The 17,837-nt window shown below is 70.8% G+C and carries 17 protein-coding genes; 9 read left to right on the top strand and 8 right to left on the bottom strand.

The window, feature by feature from the left end:
• Positions 1-25: 25 nt before the first annotated feature.
• The gene (locus ACFY10_RS24735; RefSeq protein WP_390667365.1) at positions 26-481 is read right to left on the bottom strand and encodes a VOC family protein; all 456 of its coding nucleotides are present in this window, start codon (positions 479-481) and stop codon (positions 26-28) included.
• A 155-nt stretch (positions 482-636) separates the two neighbouring features.
• Between ACFY10_RS24735 and ACFY10_RS24730 the strand changes: the two genes are divergently transcribed.
• From ACFY10_RS24730 to ACFY10_RS24715, 4 genes are all read left to right on the top strand, one after another.
• Positions 637-1,920, top strand: coding sequence for an aromatic ring-hydroxylating dioxygenase subunit alpha (locus ACFY10_RS24730; RefSeq protein WP_390667364.1), 1,284 nt, complete (start codon positions 637-639; stop codon positions 1,918-1,920).
• Between the two features lie 29 nt (positions 1,921-1,949).
• The gene (locus tag ACFY10_RS24725; protein WP_390667363.1) at positions 1,950-2,741 is read left to right on the top strand and encodes an SDR family NAD(P)-dependent oxidoreductase; all 792 of its coding nucleotides are present in this window, start codon (positions 1,950-1,952) and stop codon (positions 2,739-2,741) included.
• A 31-nt stretch (positions 2,742-2,772) separates the two neighbouring features.
• Positions 2,773-4,509, top strand: coding sequence for a PEP-utilizing enzyme (locus ACFY10_RS24720; RefSeq protein ID WP_390667362.1), 1,737 nt, complete (start codon positions 2,773-2,775; stop codon positions 4,507-4,509).
• Between the two features lie 70 nt (positions 4,510-4,579).
• Positions 4,580-4,894 carry a putative quinol monooxygenase gene (locus ACFY10_RS24715; RefSeq protein WP_390667361.1) on the top strand — a complete coding sequence of 105 codons (315 nt, stop codon included), beginning with the start codon at positions 4,580-4,582 and terminating at the stop codon, positions 4,892-4,894.
• 53 nt (positions 4,895-4,947) lie between these two features.
• On the opposite strand, the gene ACFY10_RS24710 is transcribed toward ACFY10_RS24715, so the two are convergent.
• The 4 genes from ACFY10_RS24710 to ACFY10_RS24695 are packed head-to-tail and all read right to left on the bottom strand — an operon-like array spanning position 4,948 to position 7,927.
• Positions 4,948-5,979, bottom strand: coding sequence for an NADP-dependent oxidoreductase (locus ACFY10_RS24710; RefSeq protein WP_390667360.1), 1,032 nt, complete (start codon positions 5,977-5,979; stop codon positions 4,948-4,950).
• Between the two features lie 4 nt (positions 5,980-5,983).
• Positions 5,984-6,199 carry a transposase gene (locus ACFY10_RS24705; RefSeq protein WP_390667359.1) on the bottom strand — a complete coding sequence of 72 codons (216 nt, stop codon included), beginning with the start codon at positions 6,197-6,199 and terminating at the stop codon, positions 5,984-5,986.
• A 7-nt stretch (positions 6,200-6,206) separates the two neighbouring features.
• Positions 6,207-6,509 (bottom strand): 2Fe-2S iron-sulfur cluster-binding protein, encoded by a 303-nt coding sequence (locus ACFY10_RS24700; RefSeq protein ID WP_266526235.1) that lies wholly within the window; start codon positions 6,507-6,509, stop codon positions 6,207-6,209.
• 8 nt (positions 6,510-6,517) lie between these two features.
• On the bottom strand, positions 6,518-7,927 hold the full coding sequence (locus tag ACFY10_RS24695) for an SRPBCC family protein (protein ID WP_390667358.1): 1,410 nt from the start codon (positions 7,925-7,927) through the stop codon (positions 6,518-6,520).
• A 354-nt stretch (positions 7,928-8,281) separates the two neighbouring features.
• On the opposite strand from ACFY10_RS24695, the gene ACFY10_RS24690 reads away from it, so the two are divergent.
• From ACFY10_RS24690 to ACFY10_RS24675, 4 genes are read left to right on the top strand one after another with little or no spacing between them, the layout of a single operon-like run.
• Positions 8,282-9,424, top strand: coding sequence for a sugar ABC transporter substrate-binding protein (locus ACFY10_RS24690; RefSeq protein WP_390667357.1), 1,143 nt, complete (start codon positions 8,282-8,284; stop codon positions 9,422-9,424).
• Positions 9,421-10,932 (top strand): sugar ABC transporter ATP-binding protein, encoded by a 1,512-nt coding sequence (locus tag ACFY10_RS24685; protein WP_390667356.1) that lies wholly within the window; start codon positions 9,421-9,423, stop codon positions 10,930-10,932. Before ACFY10_RS24690 ends, ACFY10_RS24685 begins: the two co-directional genes overlap by 4 nt.
• Before the next feature lie 27 nt (positions 10,933-10,959).
• Positions 10,960-12,090 (top strand): ABC transporter permease, encoded by a 1,131-nt coding sequence (locus ACFY10_RS24680; protein ID WP_390667355.1) that lies wholly within the window; start codon positions 10,960-10,962, stop codon positions 12,088-12,090.
• Between the two features lie 2 nt (positions 12,091-12,092).
• Complete coding sequence (locus tag ACFY10_RS24675) at positions 12,093-13,136, top strand: NAD(P)-dependent alcohol dehydrogenase (protein ID WP_390667354.1); 1,044 nt, start codon at positions 12,093-12,095, stop codon at positions 13,134-13,136.
• A 36-nt stretch (positions 13,137-13,172) separates the two neighbouring features.
• Here the strand turns inward: ACFY10_RS24675 and ACFY10_RS24670 are convergent, their stop codons facing one another.
• The 3 genes from ACFY10_RS24670 to ACFY10_RS24660 form a co-directional block, all read right to left on the bottom strand.
• The gene (locus ACFY10_RS24670; protein ID WP_390667353.1) at positions 13,173-13,970 is read right to left on the bottom strand and encodes a ThuA domain-containing protein; all 798 of its coding nucleotides are present in this window, start codon (positions 13,968-13,970) and stop codon (positions 13,173-13,175) included.
• Positions 13,971-13,973: 3 nt separating this feature from the next.
• The gene (locus ACFY10_RS24665) at positions 13,974-14,738 is read right to left on the bottom strand and encodes an SDR family NAD(P)-dependent oxidoreductase (protein ID WP_390667352.1); all 765 of its coding nucleotides are present in this window, start codon (positions 14,736-14,738) and stop codon (positions 13,974-13,976) included.
• Between the two features lie 106 nt (positions 14,739-14,844).
• Positions 14,845-16,083, bottom strand: coding sequence for an acyl-CoA dehydrogenase family protein (locus ACFY10_RS24660; RefSeq protein ID WP_390667351.1), 1,239 nt, complete (start codon positions 16,081-16,083; stop codon positions 14,845-14,847).
• A gap of 193 nt (positions 16,084-16,276) precedes the next feature.
• On the opposite strand from ACFY10_RS24660, the gene ACFY10_RS24655 reads away from it, so the two are divergent.
• Positions 16,277-17,815, top strand: a complete 1,539-nt coding sequence (locus tag ACFY10_RS24655; RefSeq protein WP_390667350.1) for an AMP-binding protein — start codon at positions 16,277-16,279, stop codon at positions 17,813-17,815.
• Positions 17,816-17,837 lie beyond the last annotated feature (22 nt).

Genomic DNA, 17,837 nt, shown 5'->3' with positions numbered 1-17,837 from the left:
CCACGCACCTTACTGAACAGGTTCTCTAATTACTACGCCCCGGACCCGACTCCTCGCCCCGGTCGTCCACCAGCTCCACCGCATTGCCCTCCGGATCCGTCCAGAAGGTGATCCGCCGACCGTGCGCGCGGACGACGACCGGGTCCGACAGGGGCTTGGCGCCCGCGGCCCTCAGCGCGGCCACCAGGGGGTCCACGTCGTCGACGTAGAAGGTGAGATACGACAGCCCCTGACGTCCGGCCAGCGGATGCGCCGCACGGGCCGGCACCGCGGGCGACGAGGGAAGAATCAGCTTGACGCACCCCCCGGAGGGCACCTGCAGCCAGACGACGACCAGCTCGCCGCCCAGTCCGGCCGGGCCGCCGACGGCCACCGGCACGCGCGAGCGGTGCACAGCGCGACAACCGATCACGTCGCGGTAGAAGCGCTCCATCGACCCCAAGTCCCGTACCACCAGGCCCACCTCGAACGGTCGGACCATGACCATCGCACCCACCCCCACCGGTGACCGAGCCGCAACTTCGCCACTTTCTATTGACAGACCACACTAAGTCCTGTTGCAGTTTCGGACACAGCCCAGCTGTCGCATTCCGAAGCCGGTCACCGGCTCGCGGCTGGGAGGATTGTGAGGACATCGTGGTCCAGACCAGTTCGCCGGAGATCCGGGAGACAGACGCCGACCGCACCCCGCCCTCGGCCCCCGAATACTCCTCGTGGATCAGCCAGGACCGGTCCACCGACGCCGCGTCCCTGACGATGCGGCAGGAGGCCGCCGAACTCGTCGAGCGCGTGATGGCGCACTACCGCGCCAACACGACGCACGAGGCGGACGGCCAGTGGACGGAACCCGTCGCCAACTACCTCGACGCCGACCGCTGGCAACGCGAGATGGACGCCGTCCACCGGAGCGTCCCGCTGCCGCTCGCCATGTCCTGCGAACTGCCCGGACCGAACACCTACAAGGCGATCGACGTGCTGGGCATCCCCGTGCTGATCACCCGGGACCGCCAGGGCGCCGTACACGCGATGATCAACGCGTGCCGGCACCGGGGGGCCAAGCTCCTCGAACCCGGCTGCGGGGTGTCGAGGCGGCTCACCTGCCCGTACCACTCGTGGTCGTACGACCTGTCCGGCGAACTGCGGGGTGTCTACGCCGAGAAGACCTTCGGCGACGTTCCGCGCGAGGGGCGCAGCCTGGTCAGGCTTCCGGCCGGGGAGCGGGCGGGGATCGTCTTCGTCTCGCTGGACCCGGCGGCCGAGCCCGACCTGGACGCCTGGCTGGGCGATCTGCAGCCGCTTCTCGAGGGTATGCGGCTGGCGGAGTGCCACCACTACGCCACCAGCGAGCTGACCAGTCCCAACTGGAAGGTCACCCTCGACGGATATCTGGAGACGTACCACTTCGCCTCGCTGCACCCGAAGACGGTGTTCGAGACGAACCTCTCCAACATGATGGCCCACGACACCTGGGGCCCCCACCAGCGCATCGCACCGGCCCTGCGCCCCATCGCGCAGGCGGTCGAGCTGCCCCCGGACCAGCGCGATCCCGGCGACTGCGTCGGGCCCATCTACTGGCTCTTCCCGGGCCTCGCGATCGCCGGCGGCTGGCGCCAGAAGATCGCCGTCTCCCTGGTTCTCCCCCGGACGGCCACCGAGTCGGTGACCCAGCAGATCATCCTGCTGCGGGAGCCGGCGGTCACCGAGGAGGAGCGCCAGGCCGCCGACCAATTCGGCGAGTGGTTCCACGAGGTGGTCCGCGACGAGGACTACGCGACCACCTACGGAGTCCAGCAGGGTCTCAAGGCCCTCGACGGGACCGATTTCGTCTTCGGACGCAACGAGCCCGGACTCCAGCACCTCCACCGCACCATCCACCAACACCTGGAAGACGGCGCCCAAGCCGCCAGAGCCACCAGGTGACGAACCAACAACACTCGCGGGAGAACAGCATGGTGGCTACGGGCAGCCTCGACGGACGTGTCGCGGTGATCACGGGCAGCACGCGCAGCATCGGCCGCGCCATCGCCGAGGCCTTCGTGGCCGACGGCGCCACGGTCGTCATCAGCGGCCGTTCCGAGATCAAGGGCAAGCAGGCCCTGGAGGAGATGGGCGCCGGGGACCGGGCCGTCTTCCACCCCTGCGACGCCAACAGCCAGGAGGACATCGAGGGCCTCGCCGACTTCGCCGCCGAGCGCTTCGGCCGGCTCGACATCTGGGTCAACAACGTCGGCGGCAGCTCCGGCTTCGCCCCCATCCACCAGCTCAGCGACGAGGCGTGGCACGACGCCCTCAGGCTGAACGTCAACGGCTACTTCTACGGCACCCGACGGGCGCTGCCGAAGATGCTGGAAGGCGGCTGGGGCCGCATCATCAACATCTCCTCCGTCGAGGGCAAGCAGGCCAACAAGCCGGGGATCAGCCACTACATCACCAACAAGCACGCGATCCACGGCCTCACCAAGGCGACCGCCTTCGAGTACGGCACCCAGGGCATCACCTGCAACGCCATCTGCCCCGGCGCCGTCGACACCGACCTGATGCGCGCCGCGGGGCCGGCCGCTGCCGAGGCCGAGGGCATCAGTTACGAGGAATGGCTGAGCCGCTTCGCCGAGCACGCCGCGACCAAGAAGATCACCACGGTGGAGCAGATCGCGGCCGTCGCCTCGCTGCTCGCGAGCGAGGCCGGCACAGGAATCACCGGCGCACTGATCAGTGTCGACGGCGGAACGGCGCAGTGGTAGGCGCGGGTACGGACAGCGGGAGACCTCGGTCATGAAGAGCTGGATCACGGACTGGCAGCGCAGTGAGCGACTGCCGCACTACACCCGCGCCAACGCGGGCGAGACCCTGCCGGAACCCGCCAGCCCGCTGGGCTGGACCCTGGTCTGGGGGCAGGGCCTGCAGGGCTGGCGTCGCGGCTTCGTCGGGTTCGGCATCTATCGCGAGGAGGAGGTGGCCGGCCCGCGACCGCCGTTCGTCGGGATGTTCGGCGGCCACTTCTACCTGAACCTGTCCCACATGCGGCTGTTCGGCATCCGTATGGGCCAGACGGCGGACCAGATCGACGCGGCCTTCGTCGGACAGCGCTCCGACACTCCGGTGTACCTGGCGCACCCGGACGACCAGGACGAGGAGCTGACCGCCAAGGCGGGCGGGACGCTTCAGCGGATGCTCGGCCAGAGCGGCTTCCCGGAGGCCAACGGCGACCGGCAGCGTCTGCGCGCACTGCGCCGCTCCCGGCCCGACCTGACGCGGCTGTCCGAGGCCGAACTGGTGGCGTACGCACGGTCGTTGCTGGACGAGGTGGAGACGACCTTCCAGCGGCACGTCGAGTCCTCGCTGCCCGCATCCGTGGGACCGGCGATCCTCGGCCCGCTGTGCGCGAGCGTGGACCGCCCCGGCGCCATGCTCGACCTGATCGGCGGTCTGGGCGACGTCGACTCCGCCTCCCCCTCGACCGGGCTATGGACGCTGTCACGGCAGGTGGCGGCCTCAACCGAGCTGAGCGCGCTCTTCGACCGGGGTCCGGCCGCCGTGGAGCAGGCCCTCGACGGGGCGAGCGGCGACGTGAAGACGTTCCGCGACGCCTTCGAGGAGTTCCTGGCCGAGTCCGGCGACCGCGGCCCCAACGAGTGGGACATCCACGCGCTGTCCTGGGAGGCCGCGCCCGTCCAGGCGCTGGCCCTGGTCGACCGGATCCGCCACAGTCCCGACGACGACTCCCCCGCCGCCCGCCGGACACGGCTGACCGAACGGCGCGAGCAGACAGCACAGGAGATCCGGGCCGTGCTGCCCGAGGAGACACAGCCCATGTTCGACGCCGGCATGCACGCCTCCCAGGTGTGGATCCCGGCCCGCGAACGCACCAAGGCGAACTGCGTCACCGTCGTCAACGAGATCCGCATGGCCGTACGGGAGCTCGGTCGCCGCGGCGTCGAGGCGGGGCTCTTCGCCCGGCCCGAGGACGTGATGATGCTGCTGGACACCGAGCTCGACGACTATGTCGCCGCCCCGGAGTCCTTCGGTCCCGTCATCGCGCGGCGGCTCGAGGAGTACGCCGCCCTGCACGACCTGGAACCGCCGTTCTTCGTCGCGGAGGACGCGCAGACCGACATCGGCACCTGGCCGCGGCGCGCCGAGGAGCGGACGCAGGCGGCCGTCGAGGGTGATGTCCTCGGCGGTGTCGGCGGCAGCCACGGCACCTACACGGGCCGCGTGCGGGTGGTCACCGACCCGGCCTCGTGCGAGGCGCTGGAGCCCGGGGAGGTGCTGGTCGCACCGATCACGGACGCGGCCTGGACCCCGCTGTTCCTGGTCGCCGGAGCGGCCGTGGTGGACGTGGGCGCGCTCAACAGCCACGCCGTGGTGGTCTGCCGCGAACTGGGCATCCCGGCCGTCATCTCCGTCGAGGGCGGGACACAGCGCCTGCGGGACGGAATGGTGATCACGGTCGACGGTGACCAGGGCACGGTCACCGTGGACAGCGTCCCGGCGCCGCTCGGCATCTGAAGCACCGCGGGCCCGTCGCTCCCCTGCACCGGGGCGACGGGCCCGCGGGCACGACCGCGAAAGGAATCCCGTGGCCGAGGAAATCATCGTCGCCGGCTGGATGGACTACGAGCCCGCCGACCGCGACACCATGCTGAAGGCCCTCGTCGAGCTGGGCCGGCGCACCCGCGAGCACGAACCCGGCTGTCTGGACTACGCCATGACCGCCGATCCCGCCGACGAGCGGCGTATCCGGGTGTACGAGCACTGGACCTCCCGGCAGGCCCTCGACGAGCACTTCTCCACCGCGCACATCAAGGACTTCCGAGCGGCCGTGGCGGGGCTGACCCGAGTCGGGGTCTCCCTGACGGCCCACACCGTCGCCGCGTCACACCCCATGCGCTGAAACGGCGCCCCCCGCCCGGGGGGCGCCGTTTCAGCGTGCCGGACGGGGCCGTTTCAGCCGGAATCGCCCAGGCGGACCAGCATCTTGCCGACGTTTCCGCCGCCGAGCAGGGACAGCAGCGCCCCCGGGGCGTTCTCCAGGCCGTCCACCACCGTCTCGCGCGTGGTGATCCGGCCCTCGGCGAGCCAGCCCGCGACCCGCTGCTCGAACTCCGGCCGCAGGTCGTCGTGGTCGCGGACGATGAAACCGCACAGCGTCAGCCGCTTGAGGACCGCCTGGATCAAATGGTTGATGTCCACGGTCCGTCGGGCGCCGCCGAACTGCGACATCATGCCGCACAGGGCGACCCGGCCACCGGTCCGCAGCGCGTGCAGGGCGGCGGCGAGCTGCTCTCCGCCGACGTTGTCGAAGTAGACGTCGATGCCGTCGGGTGCCATCCGGGCCAGGGCGTCGCGCACCGGCTCGGCACGGTAGTCCGCGGCGGCGTCGTAGCCGAACTCCTTGACCAGCAGGGCGCACTTGTCCGGCCCGCCGGCGGTGCCGACGACTCGGTCCGCGCCCAGCAGGCGCGCGAACTGGCCGGCGGCGGTGCCGACGGCCCCGGCCGCCGCCGACACGAAGACGGTGTCGCCGGGTCGCAGCGCCGCGACCCGGACCAGGCCCACGTACGCGGTGAATCCGGTCTGGCCGAGCAGACCCAACCAGGTGGGCAGCGGGGCGAGTTGCGGGTCGATGCGATCGGCTCCGTCGGTGTCCGCCGCGTCCAGCACGGCCCGCTCCCGCCAGCCCAGTTGGTGGCGGACGAAGGCACCGGGCGGCACGCCGTGACAGCGGCTCTCCTCCACGACACCGAGGGCCCGGCCGTCGAGCGGTGATCCGGGGGTGAAGTTGTGCGTGTAGTGCTTCTCGGTGCTCTCCAGCCGCCCGCGCATGGACGGGTCGACGCTCATGTAGAGGTTGCGGACGAGGAGTTGGCCCTCACCGAGGGGCGGCAGGGGGCGTTCCTCTACGGCGAAGTCACTGGGGGCCGGCTCTTTTTCGGGGCGGCGTACCAGACAGACCACCCGGGTGGTGCGCGGGGACACGGCGTCACCCCTCCGGCCGGGGCGGGGTACGCCGCTGTGCGAGGCGGCCGACCCAGCCGGCCATCTGGAGGTCGGCGTGGCGCAGTTCGCCCGACTGCCACCGGGCCTGGAAGTCGAAGACGCCCTGTGCCCCGGTGCTGGGGTCGGTCACCTCGACGAGTCCGTCCTCGGTGAGCCGGTACACATGCCCGGTCAGCGGGTGGATCACTTGCTTGGACATGGGGGCCTCACTCCTGCACTCGGCGGCGCACGCCGCGCTTGGTCACGGTCACCGGGCCCTCGACCCGCAGCCGGCAGGCGAGCCGGGTCAGGCCGTCCACCGGCCTGCGCAGGGCCTCGATGCCCTCGCGCTCCAACGGGCCCACGGGGGAACAGTTCTCGGCGCCGTCCTCCACCTGGACGAAGCAGGTACGGCAGGTGCCCTTGCCGCCGCAGACGGTGGGCCAGCGGTAGCCGAGCCGCTGGGCGGCGGTGAACAGGTCCTCGCCGTCGAGGACTTCGAGCTCGACGCCCAGGGGTCTGACCGCCACGCGGTGGGTCACTTCTCCATCCACTGGTCGAGCGTCCGGTTGAAGTGGCGGATGCGGCTCTCCTGGTAGTTGGCCAGGGTGATGCCCGGCTTGCGCATCGCCTTGAGGCCCTGCTGGACGTAGGGGAGGTTTTCGCAGTCCTGGTCGAAGACAGGGCCGAGCACGCCGAGTTCGGGGATGTCGGCGAAGAGCATGTCCTCCGGCACCCAGCGGATCTTCACCGGGGGCGGCATCTCGCCGGGCTGCTTCGGGGAGGACATGAAGATGATCTCCGCGGTGCAGGAGTCCGGGTCTAGGCCGTTGGGCCGGAACCGGTAGATGATGTTGGACTTGGCGCCGCCCCAGGGGTTGAAGTTGGGGAACAGCAAGTAGTTGATGGCGTCCAGCAGTTCGGTGTCGGCGGTCTGCGAGAAGTCCTGCTGCGAGGTGGCCGCCAGTTGCGCGCGCATCCGCTCGGCGAGGACCTGGCGGGCGGTGCCGCCCGGCGGGATCGCCGGCATTTCGTCGCCCTCCTGCATCACCAGGTCACGGCCCTGGGCCGCGGCGTAGAACGAACGCGAGTCGTAGAACGTCTCGAGGACGTCCTCCTCCGTGACGGAGTCCGCCACGTGCGGGCTGGGCGCGCCCTGGATGTTGATCATCCGGTTCCAGTTCGGCTGGTCCGCCATGACGTCGTACTGGGAGTTGGCGTCGGCGAGCCACGGCAGCATCTGCGGGTGGGTGGCGATCACGTGGAAGGACTCGATGAACGCGTCCTGTGCGATCTTCCAGTTGCAGGGCAGCACCTTGGCGATGTGCAGCGACTTGTAGCGGTTCTCCAGTGGCCAGATGTAGTAGTCGTCGAAGGTGCCGCGGTAGGAGTCGAAGGACTCCGCGTACGGGTCCATGTTGATGAAGACGAAGCCGCGCCAGGTGGCCACCCGGGCCTCGGGGAGGGCGAACTTCTCCGGGGTGACGTGCGGGAAGTCCCAGGCACAGGGCGGGGTCTGCATCGTGCCGTCGAGGTTCCAGGCGAAGCCGTGGAACGAGCAGCGGAACTCGCTGACGTTGCCGCCGCCGGTGCGCAGTTTGCGTCCGCGGTGCAGGCAGACGTTGACGAAGGCGCGGATCTCCTCAGGGGCCGTGCGCACGACGATGAGCGAGTCGTCGCCGATCTCGTAGACCTCGTGGTCGCCGACCTCGGGAATCTCGCTCTCCAGGCAGGCGAACTGCCAGACACGGCGCCACACCTGCCGCATCTCGCGTTCGGCCCATTCGCGGGAGGTGAAGCGGGCGGTGTCGATGTCCTCGCTGCCGAGGTGGTCGTTCCGCTCGTACCTCAGGGCGGGGGGAACAGGGCGGCTGTCCTGGTCGAGGTAGTCCTGGACGCTGGGCCCGGGGCACCGCGCCGTGCCCAGCTCCGATGTTTCGTCCATCATCTCTCCTCCGGCAGAAACTTTAGAGTGAGTGTAGTTACCGGTTGCGGTCGGGAGCAACACTCGCGACGGTGAACGAGCCCGCATCTGCCGAGGTCATCGCGGAATCAGCTTGAGATCCAGGATTTTCTTGCGGCGACCCTCTCCCCAAGCACGCCGGGGCATGTCACACTCCGACCCACTTGAGGCTGTAGTGCCTCATAAGTTTCTCCGTCCCGGAACGGTCTTGCCCGTCCCGGACCCAGCGCCCCGGGGCTCTCACCCCGGTGGCCCGCGCCGTACCCCACGCCGGCGATCCACGCAGCCCTGCCTTCCCCAGCACCTCTTGCGTGCGCCACACCACGGGAGTACTCAACGATGAGTTCCAGACCCGGTCGCGCGGTCCGCCGCGCCCTCACCGCGATCGTCCCCGTCACTGCCCTGCTCACCCTGGCGGCGTGCGGCAGCGGCACGACCCCGGCCGCCGACTCCTCGCAGGCGGCGGCGCCCGGATCGCCCGGCCTGACGGCGGCCCGCGCGGCTCTGAAGACGTATGCGCAGCGCCCGGCCGCGATCTCCGTCACCCAGCCGGTCGGCAAGAAGATCCCCAAGGGCAAGAAGATCGACTTCATCCTGTGCGGCGTCCAGTCCTGCAAGGACCTCGCCGACTTCTTCACCGGCGCCGCGGGACAACTCGGCTGGAAGGTGAAGCAGATCGCCACCCAGGGCACGCCGGAGTCCGTCCAGGCCGCCTACGAACAGGCCGTACGCGACAAGCCGGACGCCGTCGTCGCCTCCGGTTTCCCGCGTGCCGTCTACGCCAAGCAGCTGGCACAGCTGAAGGCGGCCGGTATCCCCGTCATCCAGTCCAACGCCGACGACGTGGTGGGCGACGGCATCTCCCTGCTGAAGAACGGGCCGAAGGACGTCGGCATCCAGGGCCGGATGCTCGCCTCGTGGGTGGTGTCGAACAGCGGCGCCCAGGCGAACACCGTGTACTTCGATCTGCCGGCGTACACGATCCTCAAGCCCGTCAAGGACTCCTTCGCGGCCAACTACAAGAAGTGGTGCGCCGGTTGCGCGCTGGACAACGTCGACGTGCCGATCACCGCGGTGGGCAAGGACATGCCGGACCGCGTGGTGTCGTATCTCCGCTCACACCCGAAGGTGACCCATGTCGTCTTCTCCCTGGGCCTGCTCAACGTGGGCGTACCGGCCGCGCTGAAGACCGCCGGCATCACCGGCAAGCACATCGTGGTCAACGTCGGTGACGCGCAGAACTACCAGTACATCCAGAGCGGTCTCACCGACGGCGCGATGGCGCTGAACTCCCATGAGACGGCCTGGCTCCAGGTCGACGCGCTGGCCCGGCACTTCACCGGCCAGTCCATGGCCGTGGACCAGAAGGCGGCACTGCCCAACATGCTCGTCACCAAGGACAACCTGCCTTCCGCCGATGGTGACTTCCCGATCGTCGAGAGCTACCAGAAGCAGTTCAAGGCGCTCTGGGGCCTGAGTTGACCGGGCCGGTACTGCGTGTGGCCGCCCTGTCGAAGCGATTCGGCGGCACCCAGGCACTGAGGGACGTGGATCTCGAGGTCGCCCCCGGCGAGATTCACGCCCTCATCGGGCCCAACGGCTCCGGCAAGTCCACCCTCATCAAGATCCTCGCCGGCTTCCACCACGCGGAGCCGGGTGCGGTGGCCGAACTCGACGGCGAGCCCTTCGACCTCGGCCATGTCACGGCCTCCCGCCACGACCGGCTCCGCTTCGTCCACCAGGAGCTGGGGCTGGTGGGCGAGTTGAGCGCCATCGACAATCTGGCGCTCAGCCACGGCTTCGCCCGCACGGCGTTCGGCAACATCCGCTGGCCGGAGATGGAGCGACGGACGACCGCCCTCGTCGAACGGTTCGGTCTCGGCATCGACGTACGCCGTCCCCTGGTGACGGCGACCCCGGTGCAGCGCGCGGTGGTGGCCATCGCCGCCGCGCTGCAGGGCTGGGAGGGCGGCCGCGGTGTCCTGGTGCTCGACGAGCCCACCGCCGTGCTGCCGCCCGGCGAGGTGGCCCGCCTCTTCGACATCGTGCGGGAGGTCCGCGACGACGGCGCCGGTGTCCTGTACGTCTCGCACCGGATGGACGAGATCTTCGCGCTCGCCGACCGGGTCACCGTCATCCGCGGCGGACGCCGGATCGCCACGCGCCGGGTCGCCGAGCTCACTCCGCGCTCGCTGGCGGAACTGATGGCGGGCGAGGAGACGGAGACCGACCACCGCCCGGCGCCCTCCGCCGGTCCCGCCGACCCCGTACTGGAGGTCCGTGACCTGTGGGCCGGGCCCCTGCGGGGAGTCGACCTCGACCTGGCCAGGGGCGAGCGTCTGGGCATCACCGGTCTGGTCGGCTCCGGCCACGAGATCGTGCCGTACGTGGTGTGCGGGGCCCATGCCGGGGCGGTGAGCGGCAGGCTGCGGCTGCCGGAACGCTCCGAGCAGTGGACCGAGGCGCGTGACGCCGACGCCCTGGGCCTTCCCCTGGTCCCGGCGGACCGGGCGGGCGAGGGAGTGATCGGCGACTTCTCGGTCGGCGAGAACCTCACCCTCCCGCTCCTGCACCGGCTACGCGCCCGGGCCGGGCGACTGCACCGGCGCCGCGAGTCCGCCCTGGCGGAGGACTGGATCAGCCGGGTCGGGGTGCGTACGGCGGGACCCGGGGCGCGGATCACCACCCTGAGCGGCGGCAACCAGCAGAAGGTCGTCATGGCCCGCTGTCTGGCACAGCGCCCGCCCGTGCTGGCGCTGTGCGAACCCACGGCGGGCGTGGACGTCGCCACCCGGCTGCAGCTCTACGACCTGATAGAGCGTCAGGCCGACGAGGGCATGGGCGTCATCGTGTGCTCCTCCGACACGCAGGACCTGCTCGCGCTGTGCACCCGCGTCCTGGTGGTGCGCCACGGCCGGATCGCACGGGAGATCAGTGGCCGGGACATCACCGAGCCCGCGCTCGTGCACGCCATGGAAGGAACCGAGTGACATGAGCCTTGGAAGGGACCCTCTGACATGACATCCACACCGACCCGGGCGGCGGAGCTACCGCCGTCCGCACCGCACAGGTCCGCGGTGTTCGTCCCCGGCGCACTGGGCCGGCGGGCGGTGACCGCCCTGTCGTTCCGGAACATCGGCGCCGTATACGTGTGGCTGGTCATCGTCGTGCTCTTCTCCGTGTGGGCGCCGGACACGTTCCCGACCATCATCACGGTCAAGCAGGTACTGAACGGCAACGCCGTGGCCGGCCTGGTGGCACTCAGCGTCGTACCGCCACTGGCCGCACGCGTCTTCGACCTCTCGGTCGCCTACACCATGTCGCTCACCAGCGTGCTGACCGCCCGCTTCCTGGTCTCCGCCGGACTCGGTCCCGGCGCGGCGATCACCCTGGCGATGGCCGCCGCACTGCTGATCGGAGTCGTCAACGGGATCGTGGTGGTGGTCCTGCGCGTCGACTCGTTCATCGCCACCCTGGCCACCGGCGCGCTGATCCAGTCACTGATCACCATGGTCACCAACGACAGCTCCATCACCGGTGTGCAGCTGCTCGCCAAGCCGTTCGCGAGCATCGCCCAGCTGGACGCGGGCGGCATCACCCTGCCGGTGCTGTATCTGCTGCTCGCCGCGCTCGCCATCTGGTTCCTGCTGGAACACACCGCCACCGGGCGCCGGTTGTACGCGACCGGCTTCAACGCCGACGCGGCCCGGCTGCAGGGCGTGCGCACCGACCGGCTGCGCTTTCTGACCCTGGTGACCTCAGCGCTGCTCTCCGGCTTTGCCGGCATCGTCTTCGCGTCCTCGGTCGGATCCGGCTCGCCGACCGCGGGCACCCCGTATCTGCTGTCGGCCTACGCCGCCGCCTTCGTCGGGGCGACCCAGTTGCGCGCGGGCCGCTTCAACGCCTGGGGCACGGTTCTCGCCGTCCTCCTGCTCGGCACGGGCATCACCGGACTCGGGCTCGCCACCAGCGCGCAGTGGGCCGCGAGCCTGTTCACCGGCTCGGTCCTCATCGTGGCGCTGGTCCTCACGGGTGGCCGGATCGCCCTGCCTGCCGTGCTGCGCCGCCGGAAGGGAATCCCCTCGAATGCCGGCGCCGAGACTCCAACGGAGAGCGGCGTCCTGCCTGCCACCGGCAAGGAGACCTGACAATGAAGGCTGTGCAGTACTGGAGGGTGGGACACGCCCCTGAGGTCGTCGAGGTTCCCGCGCCCGAACCGGGCCCGGGCCAGGTGCTGTTGAAGGTGACGGCGGCGGGCCTGTGCCACTCCGACCTGGCGGTCATGGGCTGGCCCGAAGAGCAGTTCCCCTACCTGCTGCCGATGACGCTCGGCCACGAGGGTGTCGGCACGGTCGCGGCCGTGGGCAGCGGTGTCACGGCAGTGTCGGAAGGCGACGACGTGGCGGTGTACGGCCCGCGGGGCTGCGGGCACTGCCACAACTGCGCCCAGGGCAAGGAGAACTGCTGCCCGCGCGCCGCCGGGCTCGGGATCCTGCCGCCGGGACTCGGCTCCCCCGGTGCGCTCGCCGAGTACATGCTGGTGGACTCGCCCCGCCACCTGGTGCCGCTGAACGGACTGGACCCGGTGCAGGCCGCCCCGCTCACCGACGCGGGGCTGACGCCCTATCACGCGATCAGGAAGTCACTGCCCAAGCTGGTCCCGGGCAGCACGGCGGTGGTGATCGGGGTCGGCGGCCTGGGTCATCTCGCCGTACAGCTGCTCCGCGCCCTGACACCGGCCAGGGTGGTCGCCCTCGACGTGAGCAAGGAGAAGCTCGAGCTGGCACGCACCGTCGGCGCCCACGAGACGCTCCTCTCCGACGGCGCGGCGGCCGCAGGGATCCGGGAGTTCACCGGCGGGACGGGAGCGGACGTGGTGCTGGACTTCGTGGGAGCAGAGGCGACGCTCGCGGTGGCCGCGGCGTCGGTGGCGGTGGCGGGCGACGTGACGATCGTCGGCATCGGCGGCGGCACCCTGGCGGTAGGCTTCGGCGGCGGGCTGCCGTTCGAGGTCTCCGCCTCGTTCCCCTACTGGGGCAGCCGCCCGGAACTCATCGAGGTCGTCGAGCTGGCGCGACAGGGCCTGGTCTCCTCCCACGTCGAGACGTTCACCCTCGACGAGGCGCCGACGGCCTACGAGCGTCTGCACGCCGGCGACATCAACGGCCGTGCAGTGGTCCTGCCGCACGGTTGAGCCGCGACCCGTGCAGGGCCGACGCCCGAGCCCCGCTCAGGTGCCGGCCCGCTCCTCTGCCGGGTTTCGCCCACTCACCGTCCGCCCCACACACCGCCGCAGCACCGTCATGAACTCCGGCGTCTCCCACGGCCCCCGGTCCACCCGGCCGGTGTCGTCCACGCCCAGGTCCTGTACGTCGTAACGGCCCCTGCAGTGCCCGAGGGTGAAGTAGCAGACCTCGCCGAGACCGTGCCGGTTGAGATACAGCACCGGCCGGGGCGCGGCGTCGAGGGCCGCCGTGTCACCCTCGGCGAAACCGCGGCACGGCCCCGTGTACTCGGCATGGAGCAGCACCTCCAACTCCCCGTGCAGTTCGCACACGTACAGCTCGTCGGTGACCGTGAACGGGCCGATCCCGGCGACCAGCGGATGCTCGGGTCGGGTCACCCGCACCTCGTACGGCTCGATCGGCGGATGGGCCAGGAACTGGCTGCCGAGCACCGGCGCCAGTTCCCCCAGGAGCCTCGGGGTCGTGAACACCCGCGGTCCGTCACTCGCCGAGGGCTCGATCACCGAGTTGGTGCCGTGCAGGGCGAGCCAGCGTCCGCCCCGCTCGACGAACCGGGCGAGCGCGGCCCGCTGCGCCGGGCGGGGCCGGACGTCACAGGTGTAGGTGACCAGCAGGTCGGCCTTCTCGAGCGCGGCCAGGCAGTCGTAGTCCTGATACACGGTGGTGCGCACCCGTGGATGCTCACCGAGCAGCTCCAGCAGCCGAAGCCGCGCGTAGTCGTAGTCGTGCCAGCGGCCGCCGCAGACCAACACGGCGTCCAGGCGGCCGGCCGGGCCCGCCACGGCTCAGTACTGGACGCGGGTGAGCAGCCCGCCGTCCACCACGAGGTTGACCCCGACGCAGAAGGAGCCGGTCCGCCCGAGCAGGAACGCCACCGCCGCTGCCACGTCCTCCGCGGTGCCGTAACGGCCGATCGGGAGCTTGGCGAGCACCTCCTCGTACACCTCCGGGCGGCTGGTGCGGATCGTCTCCCAGGCGCCGCTGGGGAAGTCGATCGGGCCGGGCGAGACGGTGTTGACGCGGATGCCCTTCGGCGCGAGGGCGTGCGCGAGGGCCGAGGCGTGCTGGACCACGGCTGCCTTGAGCGCGGAGTACGAGTTCGCTCCGGCCGGGCGCGCGGTGTCGGAGGCGTTGGTGGTGCCGATGGCGACGACGGCGGCCCGGTCGGAGGCCTCCAGGTGGGGCAGGGCCGCCTCGACGAGTCCCGCGAACGGGATCAGGTCGCCGCGCAGGCTGGCCTCCCAGGACTCGGGGCCCTTCACGTTGCCCGCCGACACGTTGGACACCAGCAGGTCCAGGCCGCCGAGTTCACCGGCCGCGCGCTGCACGAAGCCCGCGAGCGCGGCCGGGTCGGTGACGTCGACCGGTTCCGCGAACACCGTGGCCCCCTCGCCGCGCAGTTCGGCGGCGGCCTTGGCCAAGCCTTCCTCGCCACGGGCGCACAGGGCCAGCGCACAGCCCTCGGCCGCCAGGGTGGTGGCGATCGCCCGCCCGATGCCCCGGCTCGCGCCGGTCACCAGCGCCTTCGCGCCTGTCAGTCCCAGATCCATCGATGTCACTCCTTTGTGATTGCCGAATGCGATTGCCGAATGTGACTGCGGAATGCGGCTGCGGAATGCGGCTGCCGAATGCTGCTGCTGAAAGGAACCCGGCGCCTCAGTTGCCGGGAAGCTGCGAGAACGGCATGCGGTCCACCCGCGGCTCCGGCGGCAGCTTCAGCACCCGTTCGCCGATCAGGTTGCGCTGGATCTGGTCGGTGCCTCCGGCCAGCCGATAGCCGGGGGCGCCGAGCAGGTGCTGCGCCCAGGCGAAGGTGCCCGCCTCCCCGGTGTCGGCGCTGATCCGCGCGCCCATCAGCTCGGTGGCGACCTGTCCTGTGCGGGTGAGCAGGTCGGAGGCCATGAGTTTGGTCAGCGACGCCTCCGGGCCCGGCCGGCCGCCGGCGGCGCTCGTCCTGGCGACGCGGTCCACGGTGGCCGCGCGCAGGGCGGCGCGTACGTACAGGTCGGCGAGGCGCTGGCGGACCAGCGGGTCCTCGGTGCGGCCGAGGGAGCGGGCGAGTGCGAGGACATCCGCGAACGTGCCGCCCTTACGGCGGTTGCCGCCGCCGGAGGCGGTCCGCTCGAAGGCGAGGGTGGTGGTGGCGACCTCCCATCCCTGGCCCGGTCGCCCTATCCGCAGCCGGTCCGGAACACGGACGCCGCTGAGGAAGACCTCGTTGAAGGAGGCGCCGCCGCTCATCTGACGGATGGGGCGCACCTCCACGCCGGTGGCGTCCATCGGGACCAGGAATGCGGTGATGCCGGCTTGTTTGACCACGTCCGGGTCGGTGCGGGCGAGCAGCAGACCGTAGTCGGCGAACTGGGCGCCCGAGGTCCACACCTTCTGACCGTCGATCACCCACTCGTCGCCTTCTTGGCGGGCACGGGTGCGCAGGGCCGCGAGGTCGGATCCGGCACCGGGTTCGCTGAAGAGCTGGCAGGCCAGCAGGTCGGTGCGCAGGAACGCGCGCGCGTACGTGTCACGTTGCTCGGCCGTCCCGAACAGGGAGACGGCCATGCCGACAAGGCGCACCGTGACGCTGATCAGCTCGGTCGACGGCGGCACCTCGAAGGCCGACTCCTCCTTGGCGAAGGCCGCCACATGGGCGGCGGTCAGGCCCGCGCCGCCCTTGTCCTCGGGGAGGGTCAGCGCCTGGTACCCGGCGTCGAAGCGGGCGCGCTGGTAGACGCGGCAGCGCTCGAGGAGCAGGCGTTCCTCGTCCTCCGGGAGATTGTGGAACACGGCGAGGTCGGCGGCACCTCCGGCGGACTGCGGCGCCCGCGCCGGTTCGAGCACGCCGGCCAGCCACTGCCGGACCTGTGTGCGCCATGCGTCCGGATCGGGCTGGGACATGGCTCCTCCTCGGATACTTACCAGACGGCAGTTTGAGTAACGGTGATCGGGAGTACACCGCCCCCACCTCTGAAACTTGGGGAAATGACTCCGCCTGGAACCTGAGTGTTCCGTACTTTCTTGATAAACGCTACAGTCTCCGCATCTCCTCTCCCTTCGAATCGGGAGAGGCCCAGGAGCCGCCGGAGGAGCCATGTCGCTGCTGCCACTCGACCGTCGCGCCCAGGAGACACCCGACGAGCCCGCCCTGGCGGACGACCTTGGCGTGCTGTCCTGGTCGGGCCTTGCCGACCAGGTGGCGCGGGCGACGGCACGGCTGCTGGAGCTCGCGCCCGGCCCCGACGACCGGGTCGCAGTCCTCGGCGACAACGCGATCCCGACGCTGGTGGCCCATCTGGCGGGCCTGCGTGCCGGAGTGGGGACCGTGGCCACATCCCGGAATCTCACGTCGGGCGAACTCGTCGACCAGATCATCGACGCGGGCGTGACCGGAATCATCGCCGGACCGGTGGGCGCGGGTGCCGCCCTCGACGCGGCCCGGGAACTGGGCCTTCCGGTCGTGATGCACGGAACCCCGGCGGTCGGGCACGCCTTCGCCTGGGACGCGTGGCTCGCGGCCGCGCCCGCCGAACGCACGGCCCCGACGGACCGGCCCGCCCGGCCTCCGCTCGTCTACACCTCGGGAACCACCGGACGGGCGCGCGGTACCGAGGTGCGCTGGGTGAGCGGCCCGGTCGCCGACAGCTCCGCCTACCTCGCCGCGATGGCCGCCCGGCCCGGGTTCCCGCCGGGACCGCACCTGGTGTGCGGCCCGCTGCAGCACAACGCGCCGCTGACCTCACTGCGTCACCTGGCGGCCGGTCAGCCGGTCATCGTCCTCGACAGATACGACGCGGAGACGTTCCTCAGCCGGGTGCAGAGGTGGCGGGTCTCCTCGACGGTGATGGTGCCCACCCACTTCCAACGACTGCTCGCCCTCCCGGAAGAGGCCCGCGCCCGCTACGACGTCTCCAGCCTGCGGCAGGTCTCGCACACCGGCTCCGCGTGTCCGCCGGACGTGAAGCGAGCCATGATCGACTGGTTCGGCCCGGTGCTGATCGAGTCGTACGGCGCCAGCGAAGCGGGAACCGTCGCCCGCATCAGCAGCGCCGAGTGGCTGGCGCACCCGGGCTCGGTCGGGCGTGTCCGGCCCCCGTTCGAGGTCCTGGTCACCGACGACGACGGCCGGCAACTGCCGCCCGGCGAACGCGGACTGCTGGCCTTCCGGGCTCCGGAGGAGCAGGGCGTCCGCTACCACGCGGACCCGGACAAGACCAGGTCCGCCTATCTCTCCCCCGGCGTCTTCACGCTCGGCGACATCGGCTACGTGGACGCGAACGGCTACATCTTCATCACCGACCGGGCCGCGGACGTCGTGGTCTCCGGCGGCGTGAACCTGTACCCGGCCGAGAGCGAGGCGGTCCTGCGGCAGCACCCGGCGGTCGCCGAGGTCGCGGTCATCGGCGTGCCCGATGCGGACTTCGGCGAGTCGCTGCGGGCGCTGGTCGTGGCCGCGGCCGACGAGCCGCCGACCGAGGACCTGGACCGGTTCTGCCGCGACCGCCTCGCCGCCTACAAGTGCCCGAAGTCGTACGAGTTCGTCCCCGAGCTGCTGCGCAACGCGATGGGCAAGCTCGACAAGCGTGCGATGCGGCGCCCCTATTGGAGCTCGGAACGGACCATCGCCGGCTGAGCCGACCCGCCCGTCCCTCACG

The sequence above is a fragment of the Streptomyces sp. NPDC001401 genome, from assembly GCF_042895385.1.
Classification (GTDB): domain Bacteria; phylum Actinomycetota; class Actinomycetes; order Streptomycetales; family Streptomycetaceae; genus Streptomyces.
Note: the sequence above shows the minus strand (reverse complement) of the source record. Positions and strands in the feature narration are given on the sequence as shown.

What these genes read in the sequence shown, in the direction of transcription:
- ACFY10_RS24680 (WP_390667355.1), top strand. Translation starts at nt 10,960, where the DNA reads ATGACATCCACACCGACCCGGGCGGCGGAGCTACCGCCGTCCGCACCG.
- ACFY10_RS24725 (WP_390667363.1), top strand. Translation starts at nt 1,950, where the DNA reads ATGGTGGCTACGGGCAGCCTCGACGGACGTGTCGCGGTGATCACGGGC.
- ACFY10_RS24675 (WP_390667354.1), top strand. Translation starts at nt 12,093, where the DNA reads ATGAAGGCTGTGCAGTACTGGAGGGTGGGACACGCCCCTGAGGTCGTC.
- ACFY10_RS24660 (WP_390667351.1), bottom strand. Translation starts at nt 16,083, where the DNA reads ATGTCCCAGCCCGATCCGGACGCATGGCGCACACAGGTCCGGCAGTGG.
- ACFY10_RS24665 (WP_390667352.1), bottom strand. Translation starts at nt 14,738, where the DNA reads ATGGATCTGGGACTGACAGGCGCGAAGGCGCTGGTGACCGGCGCGAGC.
- ACFY10_RS24735 (WP_390667365.1), bottom strand. Translation starts at nt 481, where the DNA reads ATGGTCCGACCGTTCGAGGTGGGCCTGGTGGTACGGGACTTGGGGTCG.
- ACFY10_RS24690 (WP_390667357.1), top strand. Translation starts at nt 8,282, where the DNA reads ATGAGTTCCAGACCCGGTCGCGCGGTCCGCCGCGCCCTCACCGCGATC.
- ACFY10_RS24720 (WP_390667362.1), top strand. Translation starts at nt 2,773, where the DNA reads ATGAAGAGCTGGATCACGGACTGGCAGCGCAGTGAGCGACTGCCGCAC.
- ACFY10_RS24655 (WP_390667350.1), top strand. Translation starts at nt 16,277, where the DNA reads ATGTCGCTGCTGCCACTCGACCGTCGCGCCCAGGAGACACCCGACGAG.
- ACFY10_RS24705 (WP_390667359.1), bottom strand. Translation starts at nt 6,199, where the DNA reads ATGTCCAAGCAAGTGATCCACCCGCTGACCGGGCATGTGTACCGGCTC.
- ACFY10_RS24695 (WP_390667358.1), bottom strand. Translation starts at nt 7,927, where the DNA reads ATGATGGACGAAACATCGGAGCTGGGCACGGCGCGGTGCCCCGGGCCC.